17 protein-coding genes are annotated in these 19,816 nt (G+C 34.5%); 10 read left to right on the plus strand and 7 right to left on the minus strand.

The annotated features are described in order from the left end of the window. On the plus strand, nt 1–3,731 hold a 3,731-nt coding region (locus Q0783_RS13610; RefSeq protein ID WP_298896002.1), incomplete at its 5' end, for a T9SS type A sorting domain-containing protein. 74 nt (nt 3,732–3,805) lie between these two features. On the opposite strand, the gene Q0783_RS13615 is transcribed toward Q0783_RS13610, so the two are convergent. After that, on the minus strand, nt 3,806–4,441 hold the full coding sequence (locus Q0783_RS13615; RefSeq protein ID WP_298896004.1) for an esterase: 636 nt from the start codon (nt 4,439–4,441) through the stop codon (nt 3,806–3,808). 50 nt (nt 4,442–4,491) lie between these two features. On the opposite strand from Q0783_RS13615, the gene Q0783_RS13620 reads away from it, so the two are divergent. Both Q0783_RS13620 and Q0783_RS13625 read left to right on the plus strand, forming a co-directional pair. Further along, complete coding sequence (locus Q0783_RS13620) at nt 4,492–4,917, plus strand: PaaI family thioesterase (RefSeq protein WP_298896006.1); 426 nt, start codon at nt 4,492–4,494, stop codon at nt 4,915–4,917. A gap of 3 nt (nt 4,918–4,920) precedes the next feature. Then, entirely contained in the window at nt 4,921–6,036 is a 1,116-nt protein-coding gene (locus Q0783_RS13625; protein ID WP_298896008.1) for a chorismate-binding protein, read from the plus strand. Here Q0783_RS13625 and Q0783_RS13630 read toward each other — a convergent pair. After that, nucleotides 6,033–6,383, minus strand: coding sequence for a ribose-5-phosphate isomerase (locus Q0783_RS13630; protein ID WP_298896010.1), 351 nt, complete (start codon nt 6,381–6,383; stop codon nt 6,033–6,035). The genes Q0783_RS13625 and Q0783_RS13630 overlap by 4 nt on opposite strands. 28 nt (nt 6,384–6,411) lie before the next feature. After that, nucleotides 6,412–9,645 carry a S41 family peptidase gene (locus Q0783_RS13635; RefSeq protein WP_298896011.1) on the minus strand — a complete coding sequence of 1,078 codons (3,234 nt, stop codon included), beginning with the start codon at nt 9,643–9,645 and terminating at the stop codon, nt 6,412–6,414. Nucleotides 9,646–9,741: 96 nt separating this feature from the next. Between Q0783_RS13635 and menD the strand changes: the two genes are divergently transcribed. The 3 genes from menD (at nt 9,742) to Q0783_RS13650 (ending at nt 12,856) form a co-directional block, all read left to right on the plus strand. Continuing rightward, complete coding sequence (gene menD / locus Q0783_RS13640) at nt 9,742–11,502, plus strand: 2-succinyl-5-enolpyruvyl-6-hydroxy-3-cyclohexene-1-carboxylic-acid synthase (protein ID WP_298896013.1); 1,761 nt, start codon at nt 9,742–9,744, stop codon at nt 11,500–11,502. Between the two features lie 84 nt (nt 11,503–11,586). Beyond that, nucleotides 11,587–11,925: a DUF2853 family protein gene (locus Q0783_RS13645; RefSeq protein ID WP_298757216.1), complete on the plus strand. Its 339-nt coding sequence runs from the start codon at nt 11,587–11,589 to the stop codon at nt 11,923–11,925. A 94-nt stretch (nt 11,926–12,019) separates the two neighbouring features. Beyond that, nucleotides 12,020–12,856, plus strand: a complete 837-nt coding sequence (locus Q0783_RS13650; RefSeq protein ID WP_298896015.1) for a S1-like domain-containing RNA-binding protein — start codon at nt 12,020–12,022, stop codon at nt 12,854–12,856. On the opposite strand, the gene Q0783_RS13655 is transcribed toward Q0783_RS13650, so the two are convergent. Continuing rightward, on the minus strand, nt 12,845–13,276 hold the full coding sequence (locus tag Q0783_RS13655; protein WP_298896017.1) for a hypothetical protein: 432 nt from the start codon (nt 13,274–13,276) through the stop codon (nt 12,845–12,847). The two genes, Q0783_RS13650 and Q0783_RS13655, sit on opposite strands and share 12 nt — an antisense overlap. 177 nt (nt 13,277–13,453) lie before the next feature. Then, complete coding sequence (locus Q0783_RS13660) at nt 13,454–14,560, minus strand: C1 family peptidase (RefSeq protein WP_298896019.1); 1,107 nt, start codon at nt 14,558–14,560, stop codon at nt 13,454–13,456. A gap of 54 nt (nt 14,561–14,614) precedes the next feature. On the opposite strand from Q0783_RS13660, the gene Q0783_RS13665 reads away from it, so the two are divergent. The 4 genes from Q0783_RS13665 (at nt 14,615) to Q0783_RS13680 (ending at nt 18,083) form a co-directional block, all read left to right on the plus strand. Beyond that, a complete protein-coding gene (locus tag Q0783_RS13665; RefSeq protein ID WP_298896021.1) occupies nt 14,615–15,454 on the plus strand; it encodes a 1,4-dihydroxy-2-naphthoyl-CoA synthase in 840 nt (279 codons plus the stop codon). A 15-nt stretch (nt 15,455–15,469) separates the two neighbouring features. Continuing rightward, a complete protein-coding gene (gene menA, locus Q0783_RS13670) occupies nt 15,470–16,375 on the plus strand; it encodes a 1,4-dihydroxy-2-naphthoate octaprenyltransferase (RefSeq protein WP_298896023.1) in 906 nt (301 codons plus the stop codon). 201 nt (nt 16,376–16,576) lie between these two features. After that, nucleotides 16,577–17,254: a metal-dependent hydrolase gene (locus Q0783_RS13675; protein ID WP_298896025.1), complete on the plus strand. Its 678-nt coding sequence runs from the start codon at nt 16,577–16,579 to the stop codon at nt 17,252–17,254. Nucleotides 17,255–17,270: 16 nt separating this feature from the next. After that, a complete protein-coding gene (locus Q0783_RS13680) occupies nt 17,271–18,083 on the plus strand; it encodes a methyltransferase domain-containing protein (protein WP_298896027.1) in 813 nt (270 codons plus the stop codon). 1 nt (nt 18,084) lies between these two features. Here Q0783_RS13680 and Q0783_RS13685 read toward each other — a convergent pair whose 3' ends face one another. Both Q0783_RS13685 and Q0783_RS13690 read right to left on the minus strand, forming a co-directional pair. Further along, the gene (locus Q0783_RS13685; RefSeq protein ID WP_298896029.1) at nt 18,085–18,876 is read right to left on the minus strand and encodes an SDR family oxidoreductase; all 792 of its coding nucleotides are present in this window, start codon (nt 18,874–18,876) and stop codon (nt 18,085–18,087) included. Next, entirely contained in the window at nt 18,866–19,774 is a 909-nt protein-coding gene (locus tag Q0783_RS13690; protein ID WP_298896031.1) for a sterol desaturase family protein, read from the minus strand. The genes Q0783_RS13685 and Q0783_RS13690 overlap by 11 nt, the downstream gene beginning before the upstream one ends. Between the last annotated feature and the right edge of the window lie 42 nt (nt 19,775–19,816).

The following is a 19,816-nucleotide window of genomic DNA, read 5'->3' on the forward strand; positions in this document are numbered from 1 at the left end:
TTGAGTATGCTGTCGGATCACATGATATTCCAAGAACAGATACTAATGGTTGTCCGTACAAAACGGTATTAACGGTAACAGCTTATCCTGTGACACCAAACGATGTAGCTTCAGGAGAAGTGTGTGAAGGTGAAACGTTCAACTACGAAGGTATTGAATATGGTGTAGGCTCTTATGATATTGCTCAGACAGATGCTAATGGTTGTCCGTATATAACGGTATTAACAGTAACGGCTTATCCTGTGACACCAGATGATGCAGCTTCAGGAGAAGTGTGTGAAGGAGAGACGTTTAATTATGAAGGTATTGAGTATGCCGTAGGGTCACATGATATTGCCAAGATAGATGCTAATGGTTGTCCGTATAAAACGGTATTAACAGTAACAGCTTATCCTGTGACGCCAGATATAGTAGATGTTGTTACAATCTGTGAGGGTGATTCTTATTTGTGGGCGGTAGACGGACAAACATATACTGTGTCCGACTCACCAGTAGAATTAGATTTGATAGATGTGAATGGCTGTCCATATTCAGCAACTTTAACGATCACAGAGGATGATGCACCAGATGCAGGAGAGGATGGAAGTCTAAGGGTTTGTGAAGGTGTGATACCAACAGATGATGAATTGTTTGATGCTCTTGAAGGTACACCAGATTTAGGAGGTCAATGGAGCGGGCCAGTAGATGATGTTTACACTTATACATTTGCAGCATCAGGTTCATGTCCTGAAGTTTCAGCAACGATAACTGTAAATACTTATCCTGTGACACCAGATGATGCAGCTTCAGGAGAGGTTTGTGAAGGTGAAACGTTTAATTATGAAGGTATTGAGTATGCTGTCGGATCACATGATATTCCAAGAACAGATGCTAATGGTTGTCCATATAAAACGGTATTAACAGTAACAGCTTATCCAGTAACACTAGACGACGCAGCCTCAGGAGAAGTGTGTGAAGGCGAGACGTTCAATTACGAAGGTATTGAGTATGCTGTCGGATCACATGATATTCCAAGAACAGATGCTAATGGATGTCCGTACAAAACAGTATTAACAGTAACGGCTTATCCAGTAACACCAGACGACGCAGCTTCAGGAGAAGTGTGTGAAGGTGAAACGTTCAACTACGAAGGTATTGAGTATGCCGTAGGATCACATGATATTCCAAGAACAGATACTAATGGTTGTCCATATAAAACGGTATTAACAGTAACAGCTTATCCAGTCACACCAGATGACGCAGCTTCAGGAGAAGTTTGTGAAGGCGAGACGTTTAATTATGAAGGTATTGAATATGCTGTCGGATCACATGATATTGCCAAGATAGATACTAATGGTTGTCCGTATATAACGGTATTAACTGTAACGGCTTTTGAGGCCACAGATGATATTGAAGATAACGTGACTATATGTAAAGAAGATTCGTATTTATGGTCGGTAAATGGTGAAACCTATACAGCTGCAGATTCACCTGTTATACTAAATCTATTTGATGTTAATGGTTGTCCTTATACAGCTACATTGATCATAGAAGAAGAAATTGCACAAAACGCAGGCGAAGATGGAGTTCTTGAGGTTTGCGCTGGAGTTGTTCCTACATTTGTTGAGTTATTTGATGCTTTAGGAGGTACACCTAACGAAGGCGGTATATGGAGTGGTCCAATTGACGGTGTGTATAAGTATATGTTCGAAGCATCAGGTTCGTGTCCAGAAGTATCAGCAACGGTAACTGTAATTGAATTTGAAGTTACTGAAGATATAGAAGATTCAGTAATGGTTTGTTCGGGAGATTCATATACATGGTTAGTGGATGGAGAGATGTATACTGTAGGTGATTCACCAGTAGAGATTGAGCGTGTAGATGCTAATGGATGTACTTATAACGCAACCTTGATTATCACAGAACATCCAATAACAGAAAATATTGAAGACGAGGTAAGTGTTTGTGGAGATGAAACATATATATGGTCAGTAGACGGAGAAACCTATACAGCAGCAGATTCTCCTATTGTCCTTGACCTGTTTGATTCTAATGGTTGTCCATACACAGCAACCTTAATTATTAATCAAGGAAATGGATCGTATGCTGGAGAGAATGGTATTTTGACCGTATGTGCTGGCGAAGTGCCTACATTTGAAGAATTATTTGAGGCATTAGGAGGTAATCCTGATGTAGGTGGTATTTGGACTGGTCCAGTAAATGGGGAGTATACATATACATTTGAAGGTTCCCAAGCATGTCCAGGATCTTCAGCTATTGTAAAAGTTTATGAATATGCTAAAACCAAGAATATTAAAGAAGAAGTTTTTGTTTGTGAAGAAGATGGTTACACTTGGGCAATTGATAATACTATTTATTATGCTGAGGATTCACCAGTAGTACTATATTTAGATGATGAAAATGGATGTCCGTACACTGCAACATTAATCATTAACGAATACCCAGTTCCAGATGATATTTATGAAGAAGTACTCATTTGCAAAGGAGAAACATATACTTGGGATTTTAATGGTATTACATATTCAGCTTTAGACTCTCCAGTGGTTATAGAAGTCGTTGAAGAGAATGGTTGCAAGTATACAGCCACCTTAGTTATTAATGACACTTCAACAATGGAAATAAAGCATTTATCATTGGATCCAGTATGTGTTGAAGATGGCTTAGTTCCTTTAAGTGGAGGGTTTCCATCTTATGGGCATTATTCTGGAGAAGGAGTAAGTGATGATGGTGATGGCACTTACAGTTTTAATCCTGCCGAATTAGGACCAGGTATTCACCCAATATTTTTTGGTTACAGTACATCTAGTAGCTGTGATTATAATATGCTGATTAAAATTGAAGTATTTGATTGCTGTGAGGATGAAATAGCCTATGCACACTCACCTAATCCGAGTGGAGATTTAGAATGGTGTTTCTTTGATTCTAATATGCTCTACAATGCAAATTGGGGCTGGACAAATGGCGAATTGGATTTAGAATCTACTGACGAGTTTGGCAATTATTATACCTATGAATTTGATTTATATGCTGGTTCTGAAGATGATTGTGATCCAACTGATGAAAACTCTCCAGGAATTCTTGTAGGATCTGTTACATTAGAGCGTGATGGAGACAATATTATAGTTACCTATGAAATAGACGATAATGGAACAAGTCTAAACTATCAGTTAGGAGATGTAAATGTATATGCTGGATGTAATCCATATCCATGTAAGAGCGATCCAAGCAGATTGAGTGGTAATGGTAATAGTAACAGACTGTGTGCTTCTACTATCGATGTCGAAGAATATCCGTATTCTGGTGGTTCTAGTGATGGAAATACAGCAACAATAGTATTTTCTGTAGATGATATACAGATTAAAGATTGTTTAAGTAATTTCTATTTCATTGCTCATGCCGATATAGAGATATGCCAAACATTTGGAGAAGAGGAAGAGATTAAGAAGAGAGAGCAAAATGATTTCACGGTCGACTTTAAAGCATATCCAATGCCTTATACTAAGGAAGTAAATATTGCATGTGAGTTTGATTTTGAAACAGATATATCTATCCAAGTTATGGATATTCGTGGAGTACTACTAAGAAATGTTGTAGTTAAAGGGTATCATAAAAATACCGAAAGCATCACAACACTTGATCTTTCAGATATCAATGATCAAATTCTATTTGTGAAGCTTACAACCAATAAAGGTAGTGTGATAAAGAAAATCATTTCTTCAAACAAGAAATAAGGTATAATTGATTTAATAGCAAATAATTAATTATTAATTGAGAAAAGCGGCCATTCTATGGCTGCTTTTTGATCTTATACAAGACTAGAAATAAGTTCTGAGTTCACTTCATGAATACCTTCAAAAGGTATGATATCTAAGTTGCTGCCAAATAATTTTTCGGCTTTAGATCGTTCTTGTTGAATGCGTTCCTCATTAAGGAATTCATCATTAGTACCATAGATGAGTTTTGTTTTTCCTGTGAAATAATCGAAATCTGTAGGAACTAATTCTATTGGAATTCCGCCAGAATGTAATATCAATTGCGAACATTGCAATTGTCGTTTTGCTAAATATCGCATAGCTACGCTAACACCTTGTGAATAGCCTAATATGATTAAATTTTTTTCCTCCGGAATGTGTTCATTCTCAAAAATAGAATCAAAATATGTCATAACATTTTTTGTTTCCGCTATAGTGTTTTCTCGAGTCAACCAACTAGCACCAACATGTTTAAATTTTGGAGGCATATAATATTTACTTTGCGCTTGTGGTGCTATGATATAGTTTTCATTAGCATTTAGTACTTTGAAATGTTTCAAGAAATAACGACTTAAATAACCCATTCCATGGCATACAAACCATATGTTTTTTGTTGATGATGTTAATTCATTTAACGTAGAATAACTATTGGTAATGGTATAAGAAATTTCCTTTTCTGTAGAATTCATTTCGTATTTTTGTTGTTGAATATATTCGACTTTAAAAATACAGTATTTCTATGCAATTATCTAAAGAAGACGTGTTAGCTCATGCAAATTCGGTTTGTAAAAACACCTTAATGGAAACCTTAAATATTGAAATGGTAGATTATGGCGAAAATTTCCTAGTTGCCAGAATGCCTGTAAATTCAAAGGTTTATCAACCAGATGGAGTGTTGCATGGAGGCGCAACTGCAGCTTTAGCAGAAAGTGTAGGTAGTTTTGCATCACATATGTTTATGGATATTGAGAATATGTTTGTACGCGGATTAGAAATTACGGCCAATCATTTAAAGAGTGTTTCTGAAGGGCATGTGTATGCCAAAGCTACTTTTTTACACAAAGGTAGAACAACACAATTATTAGATATTAGAATCACAGATGACCATGATAACTTGGTTTCTATCTGTAGATTATCTACTATTTCCCTTCCTAAAAATAAATAGGAAATGGAACCAAGCAAGTTCTTCTCGCATATTGACTCGCATTTTAAATCTCAATTGCCTTTTGTTGTGTATCGAAAACCCAATAGTGCGAGTTTAAGTGCAATATTTCAAGAGGACTCTACTTTGCATGTTGTTGGTAATTTTAATGAGAGCGGATTTGTGTTTTCACCTTTTGATTCTCAGGATGCTACAATTATTTTTCCTTCGGAATTATCGAAGTTAATGACTTTAGATATTATTATAGATTCAAAAACTGAACATCATAATTCAAAAGATTATTTGAATGAAACTCATGATAATCGGCATATAGAATTAGTACAAAAAGGAATTGATACCATTCTAACTGATGTGTTACAAAAAATCGTGTTATCCCGAGTTAAAGTTATTCCTGTTTCAGAAGAAAGTCCTATAGAACTATTTCAAAAGTTGCTCAAAATGTATCGCGAAGCATTTGTATATTTATGGTACCATCCAAAAGTAGGTCTGTGGTTAGGAGCAACACCAGAAACGCTTTTAAGCACTGAAGGACGACGTTTTAATACCATGTCTTTAGCAGGAACACAATCTTATAAAGACACTGTTGATGTAGCTTGGAATAAAAAAAACAAAGACGAACAGCAACTGGTTACTAACTATATAGTAAAAGAATTAGAACCTCATGTTGAACAATTATATGTGTCTGATCCCAAGACCATAAAAGCTGGTAGGTTATTACATTTAAAATCTCAAATCTCTGGTGTTCTAAAACCGTCTAACTTGAAAGAGGTGATATTTTCATTACATCCAACACCTGCCGTTTGTGGTTTGCCTAAAGCCAAAGCAAAAGATTTTATTCTAAGGAATGAACATTATAATCGCGAATTCTACACTGGTTTTTTAGGAGAATTAAATATAAAAAAGTCAAAACCTAGGAACACAAATAGGCGTAATGTAGAGAACAATGCATATACAACTATCAAAACTACGAGTCAGTTATTTGTAAATTTACGCTGTATGCAAATTAAAGACCAGCAAGCACTTGTTTATGTTGGAGGTGGTATAACTAAAGATTCTAATGCTCAAGAAGAGTGGGAGGAAACCGTTAAAAAAACACAGACAATGGCATCTGTTTTAGACTAGTTATACCATACGGCATATTTCTGTCTCCTTAACTCTAACGCTAAGGTCTCTTCCATTTTTAAAGCCTCTGCACGCGTAGCCATAGGTTCAATATGATTGTATAAACTGGGTCTTAAATAGTTACCGTATTTTTCTACAATATTAGAAGAAAGCTTATAACCCTTCTTATTTCTATAACCAGTTTTGTGCTGCATAAAACGTTCTTTAGGTGTTTTGCTAGTCATACCAACATACAAACATTGTAGTACACCATTAAATTGCGGATTAGCTGCTCGAAACTTGGTGTTTTCGGTAAAGACACGTTTAGATAACTCTACAACATATACGCGATATTGAGTTTTGGGCATTCTTACTAAATTAGTTTAATAGTCATAATTAATCAATCGATTTCAATAACTCTATAACTGCAGCTTCTATTTGTTCATCTTTTCCGTTAGTAATATTATCAAAACCGTTTTTAATTTGTATATCTGGCATAAGTTCTTTATTCTCTAGAACATCACCTTCAATATCCAACACCTGCATATTAGGTATTCCAAATACAATTCCATTTTGAATGCGTTCCCACCAAACAAAACTACATGTTCCAGGCACAGGCATCCCTACTAATTTTCCGATTTTTAAATCTTTATAACCAGCTGGTGTACAATGCGCATCCGAATAGTTAGACTCTCCCATAAGCATGATACTTGGTTTTGTCCAACGTCGTTGAGATTCGATACCAACAATCTTTCCTCCATTTTGAAACTCCATATATTTCTTACCACTTAAAAACGTTGTGACATCATCTACCAAATCACCACCACCATTAAAACGTGTATCTACCACTAGTGCTTTTTTATTCACTTCATCTCCCATAACCTCTTCTAAAAACTCTCTAAAACTTCCATCACTCATACTGCGAATATGCATATAACCTATTTGATTGTTAGATAGTTTATGAACCATTTCACGATTTTTCTTGATCCAACGTTGATAGCGTAATTCATTTTCTGCACCAATAGTTATTGGTTTTATGCGCTCTTTCCATCGATCTTTTGTTGATGGGTTATAATAAGAAATAGTGATAGCATCACCAGCCTTTCGATTTAATAAGCTGTAATGATTAATGTTTTTGGTAATAGGATCACCATTAATGGCTTCAATAATAACTCCAGTCTTAACTTTCTTATCACTATTTACCAAAGGACTTCCTTCTATAACTTCTGAAATTTTAAGTCCGTCACCTTTATAACTTTTATCGATAAAAACCCCTAAAGATGCTGTTTGATCACCTTTGCTATTTGGAGATCTAAAACGAGCTCCCGTATGTGAAGCATTAAGTTCTCCTAATAATTCTCCCAAAATATCTTTAAAATCGTAATCATTATTAAGATGAGGTACAAACTTTTTATAGTTTTTAGATAAGGCATCCCAAGGCGCTCCATGTAAATTAGGGTCTAAGAATTTTTTCTTTACTTGACGAGACACATGATCCATTAAATACAAACGCTCTGCTGATAAATTGAAAGACATCTCATCATTTATAGCAACCGATTTACGCTTACCAGAACCTACATTTACTTTGGCAATTCGTCCACGACTTAAAATAAATACTTCTTTAGCATCTTTTCCAAATACCATAGAACCACCACGTCCAAACTTCCCTAAAGATTTAATTTCTCTTGTTCGCAGATCAAGCTTCCATAGATCGGCTTGATTGTCAACGCGCCCCAAGTATAGTAGAGATTTTGAGTCTTTTGTGATTAACATATCAGACAAGCGTGTAGAAAATAAGGATAACTTTGCTTTACGTTTATGAAGGTTGTCAAACTCTATGACTATTGGTTTTAATTTTGGTTTTTTATCCTTAGCCTCTTCTTTTTTGTCTTTTTTAGAATCTTTATCGTCTTCTTTTTTATCCTCCTCCTTTTTATCGTCTACTAAAAATGAAAACTCATCTTTATTTAGTTTAAATTTATCATATGCTTTTTGTGTTAAAAACACACCATATACATCTAATTGAGAGGGACCGGTTTTTGCTACACTATGCATTCCGTTTCTGTCAGAAGCCCAATATAAAATAGAACCATCTAAAGACCACTTAGGCGTGAAATCGCTAAAACCACTTTTTGACACATTGATGAGGTCTCCAGTTCCGTCTGCTTTTAAAATGCCTATTTCCCCAAACCAATACTGATTTGGATAAAATGTAATGGCTAGCCATTTCCCATCAGGGCTCCATTCATATTCTTGGTCACCATCGGCATAAGAGAAATGCTTTTCACCATTGTGAATAACAGTTACTTTTTTACTTTTTAGGTTAATGGTTCTCAATTTTGTACGTTCTTCTAAGTAGGCAATATCTTCACCAGTAGGAGAAAACTTTGGCTGAAAACTTTCAGTCTTATCTGCCAATAGCACATCTTCCTTAAGTTCTATTGCATTTAAAAAGTATTTTTCGTCATCATTTGTGATAGTCTGTGTATAAAGGTTCCAACTATTATTGCGCTCTCCAGCATAAACAATAGTTCTACCATCAGGACTAATATCAATACTACGCTCTTGCTCTGGAGTTTCTGTGAGACGTCTAGTTAAACTACCATCTGTTGATGTTACGAAAACATCTCCTCTATGAATAAAAATTAGTTCCTTTCCATTTGGAGAAGGTACCATGTCTGTTACATTTCCGTTTACAAAAAGGAGTTCATTGTCCATTAAAGATTGGTCTCCACCAATATTAACCGCAACTTTTTTTGGTGACTCACCTGGATTCTGTGTATAAATTGTCCCATTGAAACTATAGGCCAAAACATCATTGTTTGCAATCGAAAGATGTCTTACAGGATGCATTTTGAAATCTGATATTTGCGTGGTTTGTTCTGGATTAGAAAAACTAGATTTATAGACGTTAAACGTTCCTGACTTTTCTGATAGATAGTAAAATGTATCTCCTGAACCAAACACAGGATTTCGATTCTCACCTTTATAATTAGATAATTTCGTGTATTGACCAGATTTAGTTTTGATCCAAATATCTCTAGTTACCGAAGATGTATGATGCTTACGCCATTCATCTTCATAACCTTTTATCTCTTCAAAAATAAAATCACCTTTACTATTGTTTTTAGCCTCATAAGCTGGAAAACTGGAAAGTTGCTTGGGTGTAGTGGCATCTAAAGCTACACTGTATAATTCACCTAATCTGTGAAACAATAATGAGTTTTGATCATCTAATCTTATGCTATTAAACCAAACGGCATCATTTTTTTGAGAGAAGTCTGTTGGCATATCATCGGCAGAGTGGAAGGTCAATCGTTTCACGTTTGTTCCAGTAGATGACATCACAAACACATCAAAATTACCATGTCTGTTTGAAGCAAATGCAATCTGCTGTCCGTCATGAGACCAAACAGGCTTAGTGTCATAAGCACTATTGGTTGTTAAGCGCGTAGCTTTCCCTCCATTGACAGAGACCACATATATATCGGCATTATATGTAAATGCAATTTGACTTCCGTTAGGAGAAATAGAAGTGTGACGCAACCATAGGTTATCATTTTGTTGAGCAGTACTTGTATTCAGTATAAAAAATGAACTAAGAAGAAAAACGAGGGAATTAATTTTCATGTTTATTGATTTGATTATAACGAGGTGAAAGTTAGTAAATTAATTGTTTCGAATCTTGTTTTTTTTGACACCTAATTTAAATAACTTTGTAATTAGATGAAGTACCCTAAAATTCCGCTTGCACAAACTGTAGTACAGTTGTGTAAACTCAAAAATATTAGACATATTGTAATTTCCCCTGGGAGTAGAAATGCGCCATTAACGATTGGTTTTACAAATGATAGTTTTTTCAATTGTTATAGCATTGTTGATGAGCGATGCGCAGCTTTTTTTGCGTTAGGAATCGCTCAACAACTTCATGAACCTGTAGTAGTCATTTGTACTTCAGGAAGTGCCTTGCTCAATTATTATCCGGCAATTTCTGAAGCATTTTATAGTGATATTCCTTTAGTTGTGCTGTCTGCAGATCGACCTAAGCATTTAATAGGAATTGGCGATGGTCAAACCATAAATCAAAAGAATGTTTATGAAAATCATATCTTATATTCGGCAAATTTAAAGTTGGACTTAAAAGCCGAAAATGGATTTGCTACAAAAGAAGAGCTACCAATTTTTAAAAGTATAGAGAATAAACTCGAACGCTTTTTGGGATTACAACAAGATATCCAATCTTTCAATGAAACTGAACTGAATAAAGCACTTAATCTCACTCGGTTTAAAAACGGACCTGTGCATATTAATGTGCCTTTTGATGAACCATTATATGAAACGGTAGATGAATTAACAATACAACCTAAGGCCAATGATATTAGTTTTACGCGTCCTACAATAGACCAAACTGAATTAAAGAATTGTATTGATGACTGGGATGTGTCTACAAAAAAAATGATTTTAGTAGGTGTGTTGCCACCAAACCAAATTGAGCAACAGTGGTTAAACAAATTAGCAGATGATAATAGTGTTATTGTATTTACTGAAACGACTTCTAATCTTCATCACACAAAATTTTTCCCAAGTATAGACAAAATAATTGCACCTTTAGAAAATGCCAATTTTAAAGCGTTGCAACCAGATATATTAATCACTTTAGGTGGTCTTGTGGTGTCTAAGAAGATAAAAGCTTTTTTGAGACAGTATCAACCCAAACACCATTGGCATATTGATGTAAAAAAAGCAAACGATACATTTTTTTGCCTAGATAAGCATATAGTTGCGAAACCTAATGATTTCTTTTCAGCTTTTTTACCAAAGATTAAGCCTGTGATCAAAAGCAATTATTTTGATATTTGGAAGACAGTTAAACTACACCGAAGTAAAAAACATCTAGAGTATATTAAGCATATTGGCTTTAGTGATTTTACAGTATTTAGCTTGGTATTGAAATCGTTACCAAATAAAACGATCTTGCAATTAGGTAATAGTTCGACAGTTCGTTATGCACAATTATTTAATTTAAATCCGTCAGTTGAAGTTTATTGTAATAGAGGAACTAGTGGAATAGACGGTAGCACATCTACAGCAGTTGGCTGTGCGGCAGTTAGCCAAAAGCAAACGACATTTATTACTGGTGATTTGAGTTTCTTTTATGACAGTAATGCATTGTGGAATAATTATATTCCGAATAATTTTAGAATTATCCTTATCAATAATCAAGGAGGTGGTATTTTTAGAATCCTTCCAGGACATAAAGACACTGAGAATTTTGATTATTTCTTTGAGACTACACATGATCTTACCGCAAAACAATTGTGTGAAATGTACCACATAGATTATACTACGGCTAGTGATGAAATTGAATTAAGAGAAAACCTAAAGACGTTTTATGAAAAATCTAATACGCCGCGACTTTTAGAAATATTTACACCAAGAACAGAAAACGATTCTATTTTATTAGATTATTTCAAATATGTAAGGTAAATGTGACGTAAGCTCTTTTTATGTGTCTAATAATTGGCTATATTTATAGACCAATAATTTATTAACCTAAAAAATACAACTAAGATGAGTAAAAGAGACGAATTAATTGCAAAGTATGCTGCAGATTTGAAAGATAAATGTGGTATGAATGCAGATATGGATTTGCTAACTAAAGTAACGATTGGTTGCGGACCATCAATTTATAATGCTGATGCTGCAACAGTTTCAGGATCTGATGAATCTGAATTAGCTACTGTGAAAAACAACTTCTTAATTAAGAAATTAGGATTAAAAGACAGCGCAGATTTGGATAAAGGTATTGCTTCTGTTATGGATACATACGGAAAGTCTAACAGAAACAAATACAGAGCTGTTGTATACTACATGTTGACAAAACACTTTAAAAAAGAATCGGCTTACTAGTCTTAGATTTTTAAAACATATTAAAGCGTTATTATTCTATTAGAATTGTAACGCTTTTTTTAGTTCTCCATACTAATATCTGTATCTTTGACGCATGATAATAATTGGAGACTATAATACACTTGACATCATTCGAGAAACTGATCAAGGACTATATTTAGCAGATAAAGAAGGTAATGAAGTATTGCTACCTAATCGTTATGTACCCGAATCCTTTCAAATTTGGGAGGAAATCGAAGTGTTTGTATACTTGGACAATGAAGAACGCCCAGTTGCTGTAACCGATGAACCTTATATCATTCGTGATGATTTTGCTTTATTACGTTGTAATCAGGTCACATCTCATGGTGCGTTTTTAGATTGGGGAATGGTAAAAGAATTGTTTTGCCCATTTAAAGAACAAGCCTTTAAAATGAAAGCAGGAGGTTGGTATTTGGTGTATTGTTATCTCGATGAAGAAACAGATAGATTGGTGGCTTCAAGTAAAACTAACCGTTTCTTAGATAATAAAGATTTGACAGTTCAACAGTTTGATGAAGTTGATTTAATTGTATCTCACCCTTCTGAACTTGGTATGAATGTGATTGTTAATAATCAACATTTGGGCTTGATTTTTTCTGAAGATATTTTTAAAGATATCAGTGTAGGTGACCGTTTAAAAGGTTATGTGAAAAAAGTACGACATGATAATAAACTTGATATTGTTCTTGGTAAAATTGGATATCGTAAGATAGAACCTAATGCCGATATCGTGATGCAACAACTTGAAGATAGTCGTGATGGATTTTTACCTCTTAACGATAAATCTAATCCAGATGAGATCAAGCGCGAGTTGCAAATGAGTAAAAAAACCTTTAAAAAAGCCATAGGTACTCTTTACAAACAACGTTTGATTACTATAGAATCTGACGGAATTAGATTAGTTGAGTGATAATAAGTTAATTTGCTCAAGAACTCTTCCATAAACAGTATTTAATCCTTCATATAGATTGTCGAATACGATATCATAGGTAGAACAAAAATTGTTTTCAATTTCAGCATTCATGCGTCCAGCGTGATTATGACTTACAACACCATACGCTACTAAGTTTGGGAAAATAGACTTAACTTCGGGAACATCCATCAATGATATAGAATACGAATTCACTCTATTTGCAACAAAGCCAAAAGGCTTCTCGTTACCAAAAAATTCAAATACATCATTGATTGTTTTTTTTGCTGTACTCAAATCTATATGTGTGCCTTCATTGAATTCAACAACAGCTATATGATTAAAAAAATGGAGTGTTCCTACTTCAGACTTAGTTTGCTTCACAACTTGTGAGGCAACATTTGAATTTATAATGTTCATATCCCTAAATATGTTTATTTGTGACTAATTTTTTGACATTTTATATTGATGCCTATAATAAGACACAACTACCTCGAAAAAGTCACATAAAACTGATAACGAATGGGATATACGTATTAGTTTCAAGTTTTGGATGTCCAAAAACTATAATTTTTTAGTAAAAATTGATTTGGATACTTATTTAATAAGTAATTTAGTTCTTAGACTACTTGGCAACGCATCTTTATGTACCATTATAGATATGGTTTTCAATTTAAAGTACGCTTCACTCATGTAGATATAGCCATCATTTCCTAAGCCATTTTTTCCCCATGAATTTTTTACTTTATAATATGGCGTTCCATTTTGATCTTTTAGCATTCCAGTAATATGCATCAAATGATCGTCTGTAGTATTAAAGTTTTCAAACTCTTGTTGTCTATATGTTGCAGTAATATCCTTTTCTGGACTTACTTTTAGTAAAGCACTAGTATCATCATTAGCAGGTACAATGGCTAGGCCATGTTTAGCTGAAAATGTCTTTTCACTTACATCACAATCTAATTCGATACTAAATCCATTTTGTAATGCATGGTTAGCAGCAGTAACGAGTTCATCTAACGTTACATTATAAAAATCACCATTAGAAAAATTATCTGGGATGTTTAAAATAAAATTTGAATAGTAAGGCTGGTGTGTGAAAGATGTAATTGTAACATAGTCTTCAGGATTAATAGTTGTCATTTCTAAAAACGACTGTGGTGTATAGGTTTTACCATCATAAGTGAATGAAGTAACATCATCACCTAAATAGTGATCTAGTGTGTTTTCTATGTCTTTTCTCCAATTAGTAGGATAGGTTTTGGTATCAGCTAAATAGGTCTTTAGAATAGTTTTTAAAGAATCTACCATTTTAGAATGATTATGACCTTTCTTATCTTCAATTAATCCAGAGTAGGCGTCATTTGGTACAATACCATGCTCAGAAATACTATTGATTACATCATGAGCTAAACCACCTTGACTAAATTGTGTTTTTCCTTGACGCATAACATAATTCCAAGCCTTTTGCGAATAGGTATGCCTAACAGAGTACATCTCAGATAAGTCAATTTGCTTGCCTGTTAATCGCATCACTTCACTTTCCAGAAATGAAGATGCTGAAAAACTCCAACAAGTTCCTGTATTACCTTGACTAATAACATCTGTTGCTTCTAAGTCAATGGTTGTTTCAAATTTATACTCTTGAGAAAAACTAAAAAAACTAGTAAAAAGTAAAATGATAAGTAGACTATTATTTTTCATGGTAATAGGATTCGTTTCTATAAAATGATTTATTTTTGACTAAAATAATAAATAATGAGTAAAGCGAACTGGATTATTGCTAAAGAATATCAAGATATTACATACAAAAAAAGTAATGGTGTAGCACGAATAGCATTCAATCGTCCAAATGTTAGAAATGCGTTTCGTCCAAAAACTACGAGTGAATTATATGATGCATTTTATGACGCAAATGAAGACGTAAATATTGGAGTAATTTTGTTATCAGCTGAAGGACCGTCTACCAAAGATGGCATTTGGAGTTTTTGTTCAGGAGGAGATCAAAAAGCTAGAGGACATCAAGGATATGTTGGAGATGATGGCTATCATCGCTTAAATATCCTAGAGGTGCAACGCTTAATTCGTTTTATGCCAAAAGCCGTTATTGCAGTCGTACCAGGATGGGCAGTAGGAGGAGGTCATAGTCTTCATGTGGTTTGCGACTTAACTTTGGCTAGTAGGGAGCACGCTATTTTTAAACAAACTGATGCAGATGTCACTAGTTTTGATGGTGGATATGGTTCTGCTTATTTGGCAAAAATGGTTGGACAAAAAAAGGCACGCGAAATATTTTTCTTAGGAAGAAACTACTCTGCACAAGAGGCTTGCGATATGGGGATGGTAAATGCAGTGATTCCACACGATGAGTTGGAAGATACAGCCTATGAATGGGCTCAAGAGATATTGGCAAAATCACCAACTTCAATAAAGATGTTGAAATTTGCTATGAATTTAACAGATGACGGAATGGTTGGTCAGCAAGTGTTTGCTGGTGAAGCCACAAGACTAGCTTATATGACAGAAGAAGCTAAGGAAGGTCGTGATGCGTTTTTAGAGAAACGTAAACCTAATTTTGATAAAAAATGGATTCCGTAAATCAAAAGTTTGTTTATGTTTAAAAAATTAAAACCCTGGGTATCAGCTTTTAGATTACGTACGTTACCACTGTCAGTATCTGGTATTATAATAGGATCTTGTTTTGCACATTACAATGGTTACTTTGATGGTATCATTATGACCTTCGCTATATTATTGACGATAAGCTTACAAATACTTTCAAACTTAGCTAACGATTATGGTGATGGTGTACGTGGAACAGATAATGATAGTAGAATTGGGCCAGAGCGTGCTATTCAAAGTGGAGCTATTACACCAGAAGAAATGTTCGATGGGATCAAAATGAATATCCTTGTAGTTATTGTACTCACTGTTGGGCTTATTTTTGTGTCCTTTGGAAGTAAGTATTTTCTTTATGCCTTACTGTTTTTTTTACTATCTGGTTTGTCGGTCTATGCAGCAATAAATTATACCGTTGGGAGTTCACCTTACGGCTACAAAGGCTTAGGAGATGTATTTGTTTTTATATTCTTCGGAATGTTAAGTGTTATTGGTAGTTATTTTCTATATGCCAAACATATTGACCATCATGTGTTTTTACCCGCAGTATCACTGGGTCTCTTGAGTATGGGAGTTTTGAACCTTAACAATATGAGAGACATAGATTCGGATAAGGAAGCTGGTAAAGACACGCTAGCTGTAAAACTTGGAAAAACAAGAGCAAAAAATTATCATATCATACTCATTGTTTTGGCTATAGCTTTCTCATTTGTGTTTTCAATATTGTACTTCTCAAATTTTTATAATTTCTTGTTTTATATCGCTTATATTCCATTAGTATTGCACATTGTTAAAGTGAATAAAACGGACGCACCAAAAGAGTTTGATCCGCAATTAAAAGTTCTGGCGTTAACTACTTTTTTGTTTTCAGTACTATTAGGAGTAGGTTATATTTTATAGATTTTTTAACATAATTATTTGGTTTTCAAATAATTAATGCTTATATTTAGTCTGAAATTTTGTAGGTCGGCATTTATTTGCTATTATGTTGGCAATAAAATTTGGGGCTTTAAAACTCAGACAATTTCTTCAAATCTGTCTGAGTTTTTTCGTATTTTAGTTTCTGTTTTTAAATCCAATCATTTTTTAAGTCAACCAACAATGCAAATTACATTTTATGGTCATGCAAGTCTAGGACTAAAAATTGCTGACATCAATATTCTTATTGATCCATTCATTTCAGGAAATCCTAAAGCCTCACATATTAACATTGAATCCCTTGAGGCCGATTATATATTGGTCACACACGCACATCAAGATCATATTCTAGATGTTGAAGCTATTGCTAAGCGAACTGGTGCTGTGATTGTTTCGAATTTTGAAATTGCAACCCATTTTGATAAGCTAGGCTTAGAAAACCATCCTATGAATCATGGTGGTCAATGGGATTTTGAATTTGGTACTGTTAAATATGTTAATGCAATTCATACATCATCCTTTCCAGATGGTAGTTATGGAGGACAACCTGGAGGGTTCGTAATTGAAGGTGAGCACAAAAACATTTATATTGCTGGTGATACTGCTCTTACTATGGATATGAAACTCATTCCTCTATTTACTAAATTGGACTTAGCTATTTTACCTATTGGTGATAATTTTACGATGGGAATCGAAGAAGCCATATATGCGAGTGACTTTGTTCAATGCGATAAAGTCTTGGGCTATCATTTTGATACCTTTGGTTATATTGAAATTGACCATGAAGCTGCCAAACGCAAATTCTTCGATAAGAATAAAGACTTAATGCTTTTGGAAATTGGTGAAAGTATTGAACTATAATATAAGATAATTGACATTGAAAGAACAAGACGCATACATTTTAGGAACAGATCAGGAAGAATTACATCGGCTGGGATTACAACATCAAGTTTGGGCTTCCGAAGCACATAAAGGTTGGGAATTAGCAGGTTTTACTGCTGGACAAACTATTTTGGATTTGGGTTGCGGACCAGGATTCTGTTCTAAAGAACTTGCCTTTGTGGTTGGTAATTCTGGTAAGGTGATTGGTATAGATCGTTCTGAACATTTTATTAATTTTCTAAACCGAATTAATTCGCAATATGCGCTACAGATTAATGCTATTCAAGCTGATTTTAATGATATGAACTTAGAACCTAACAGTCTAGATGGTATGTACTGCCGTTGGGCAATGGCTTGGGTGCCTAATGTCAAAGAAATTTTAGAAAAAGTAAAGCAAGCGCTTAAACCTGGTGGAAAAATGGTGCTGCATGAATATTATGATTGGCAGACTCATAGTATAGAACCTCGAAAAGCAGGTATAGAAAAAGCTATTGCTGGTTGTTTACAGAGTTTTAAAGAACAAGATGGAGAAATAGATATAGGTAGGGAACTACCAGGAATTTTTGAGGATTTAGGAATGAAGGTGACTAGTAAACGACTAATGTCTAAATTAGCGACACCAGACAATTTAGTTTGGCAATGGCCTAAATCATTTTATCACAGTTATTTTCCTAGATTAGTAGATGCTGGCTATTTGTCTCAAGCAGATGTTGAACAGGCTTTAAGAGATTTTGAAGAGTTAGAACAAAACAAAAACACAACGTTATTTTGTCCGATTTTGATAGAGGTGATTGCTGAAAAAATTTAGACTATTTTACTTTGCTTCTCATCACTAACTTATGAATCAAACGCGGAGATAAGCGTTTTACGTAAACACCAAACTTTTCAAACTTACCGATATAAGCTTCATATTTCTCTTTGCGTATGGCCTTGATCATCTTTTTTACAAAGACGTCAACATCTAAACCATTTTCAGTCATGTCATCTTGATAGCCTTGCTTACTTCCGTTTCCAGTTAAGGCGTTACGAGCTACATTGGTATTCACAAAACCAGGACAAATCATTGTAACTTTAATGTTGTCTTTATCGTGTTCTAAACGTAACGCATCAAAAAAACCGTGTAGGGCATGTTTGGCGCCACAATATGCCGATCGATATGCCGAGCTAAATTTCCCCATTAAACTGGATACTACCACATAATGACCTGATTGATTGTCAATAAAATGAGGTAATATTGCTTTAGACAAAGCTACAGTTCCTAAATAGTCTATTTCCATCAGTTTTCGGTCTACATCAATAGAAGTATCAATAATTGCCGAGCGCTGACTAATTCCACCATTATTAACTAAAACATCAATCCTTCCAAAGGTAGAAATAGCCTCATTTGCTTTAAATTCCATATGATTAATATCAGCCAAATCTAAGGGAAGTACGTGAACTCTATTTGGTTCATGACAAAGCGACTTGACCTTAGCTAATTCATCAGCCCTTCTTGAGGAAAGTATTAAACTACAGTCGTATTTAGATAAAGCAATAGCCAAACTTTTTCCAATACCACTGGAAGCTCCAGTAATCCAAATTGTTTTATCGTTAAACGTCATGTTTCGTATGTTTAGTTAACCATTCATTTCTAAGATCTTCCGATATTTTACCAGTACCATCATGTTTCCAACCAGGTGGCTTAAGAAGATATAGAATTCTGTTTTTTAGCGATTTCCGACCAGAAAAAGCATCTTTAAACATATGAATCCATTCAACAAATGCAATTTTTATTGGATTATATGTATGTATATTTTTAACTAAGCCATAGACTACTTTTTCATCTTCTAATTCGGGTTGAAATGTGCCAAACAATTTATCCCAAATGATCAAAATCCCTGCATGATTTCTATCCAAGTACAATGGGTTTTTGCCATGATGAACACGATGATGAGATGGTGTATTAAAAACCGCTTCAAACCAGCGTGGCAATTTATTTATGGTTTCTGTATGTATCCAAAATTGATATAGCAAACTTATTGACATCTGTAGGAGTATCATTCCAGGATGAAACCCTAAAAGTGGCAGCCAAAGCCAAAAGACAAAAGAATAAAAACCACCAGACCATGTTTGGCGTAACGCTGTGCTTAAATTGTAGTGTTGTGATGAATGATGTACGACATGTGATGCCCAAAATAATCGACATTCATGAGATATACGATGAAACCAATAATAGGCCAGATCATCAGCAAAGAAAATAAGTATGAAGCTCCACCAAACAATAGGAATGGTAAACAACCTAAAATTTTCATAAATAAAGAAAAAGGCAACCAACACAATGGCTTTACTAAAAAAACCTAGAAAAACGTTGCCTAATCCCATAGCAATAGAGGAGAAGGCATCTTTGGTCTCATAGGTTTTAATGTCCTGCTTTATTGTAACATATAATTCCAATAGCATAGAGGCTATAAAAAAAGGAATAGCAAATAATATGATATTTGGAAAATTGGGATCTTGCATAAGTCTCTTTCGGTTTTAGCTAAAGTACGAAATTGTGAAAAA

The sequence above is a fragment of the uncultured Psychroserpens sp. genome (genome assembly GCF_947500255.1).
Lineage (GTDB): Bacteria > Bacteroidota > Bacteroidia > Flavobacteriales > Flavobacteriaceae > Psychroserpens.

Excerpts from the sequence above, each read along its gene's own strand:
- menA (WP_298896023.1), top strand. The coding sequence starts at position 15,470 with ATGTTTAAAAAATTAAAACCCTGGGTATCAGCTTTTAGATTACGTACG.
- Q0783_RS13665 (WP_298896021.1), top strand. The coding sequence starts at position 14,615 with ATGAGTAAAGCGAACTGGATTATTGCTAAAGAATATCAAGATATTACA.
- Q0783_RS13635 (WP_298896011.1), bottom strand. The coding sequence starts at position 9,645 with ATGAAAATTAATTCCCTCGTTTTTCTTCTTAGTTCATTTTTTATACTG.
- Q0783_RS13615 (WP_298896004.1), bottom strand. The coding sequence starts at position 4,441 with ATGAATTCTACAGAAAAGGAAATTTCTTATACCATTACCAATAGTTAT.
- Q0783_RS13675 (WP_298896025.1), top strand. The coding sequence starts at position 16,577 with ATGCAAATTACATTTTATGGTCATGCAAGTCTAGGACTAAAAATTGCT.
- Q0783_RS13685 (WP_298896029.1), bottom strand. The coding sequence starts at position 18,876 with ATGACGTTTAACGATAAAACAATTTGGATTACTGGAGCTTCCAGTGGT.
- Q0783_RS13625 (WP_298896008.1), top strand. The coding sequence starts at position 4,921 with ATGGAACCAAGCAAGTTCTTCTCGCATATTGACTCGCATTTTAAATCT.
- menD (WP_298896013.1), top strand. The coding sequence starts at position 9,742 with ATGAAGTACCCTAAAATTCCGCTTGCACAAACTGTAGTACAGTTGTGT.
- Q0783_RS13630 (WP_298896010.1), bottom strand. The coding sequence starts at position 6,383 with ATGCCCAAAACTCAATATCGCGTATATGTTGTAGAGTTATCTAAACGT.
- Q0783_RS13645 (WP_298757216.1), top strand. The coding sequence starts at position 11,587 with ATGAGTAAAAGAGACGAATTAATTGCAAAGTATGCTGCAGATTTGAAA.
- Q0783_RS13690 (WP_298896031.1), bottom strand. The coding sequence starts at position 19,774 with ATGCAAGATCCCAATTTTCCAAATATCATATTATTTGCTATTCCTTTT.
- Q0783_RS13660 (WP_298896019.1), bottom strand. The coding sequence starts at position 14,560 with ATGAAAAATAATAGTCTACTTATCATTTTACTTTTTACTAGTTTTTTT.
- Q0783_RS13620 (WP_298896006.1), top strand. The coding sequence starts at position 4,492 with ATGCAATTATCTAAAGAAGACGTGTTAGCTCATGCAAATTCGGTTTGT.
- Q0783_RS13650 (WP_298896015.1), top strand. The coding sequence starts at position 12,020 with ATGATAATAATTGGAGACTATAATACACTTGACATCATTCGAGAAACT.
- Q0783_RS13655 (WP_298896017.1), bottom strand. The coding sequence starts at position 13,276 with ATGAACATTATAAATTCAAATGTTGCCTCACAAGTTGTGAAGCAAACT.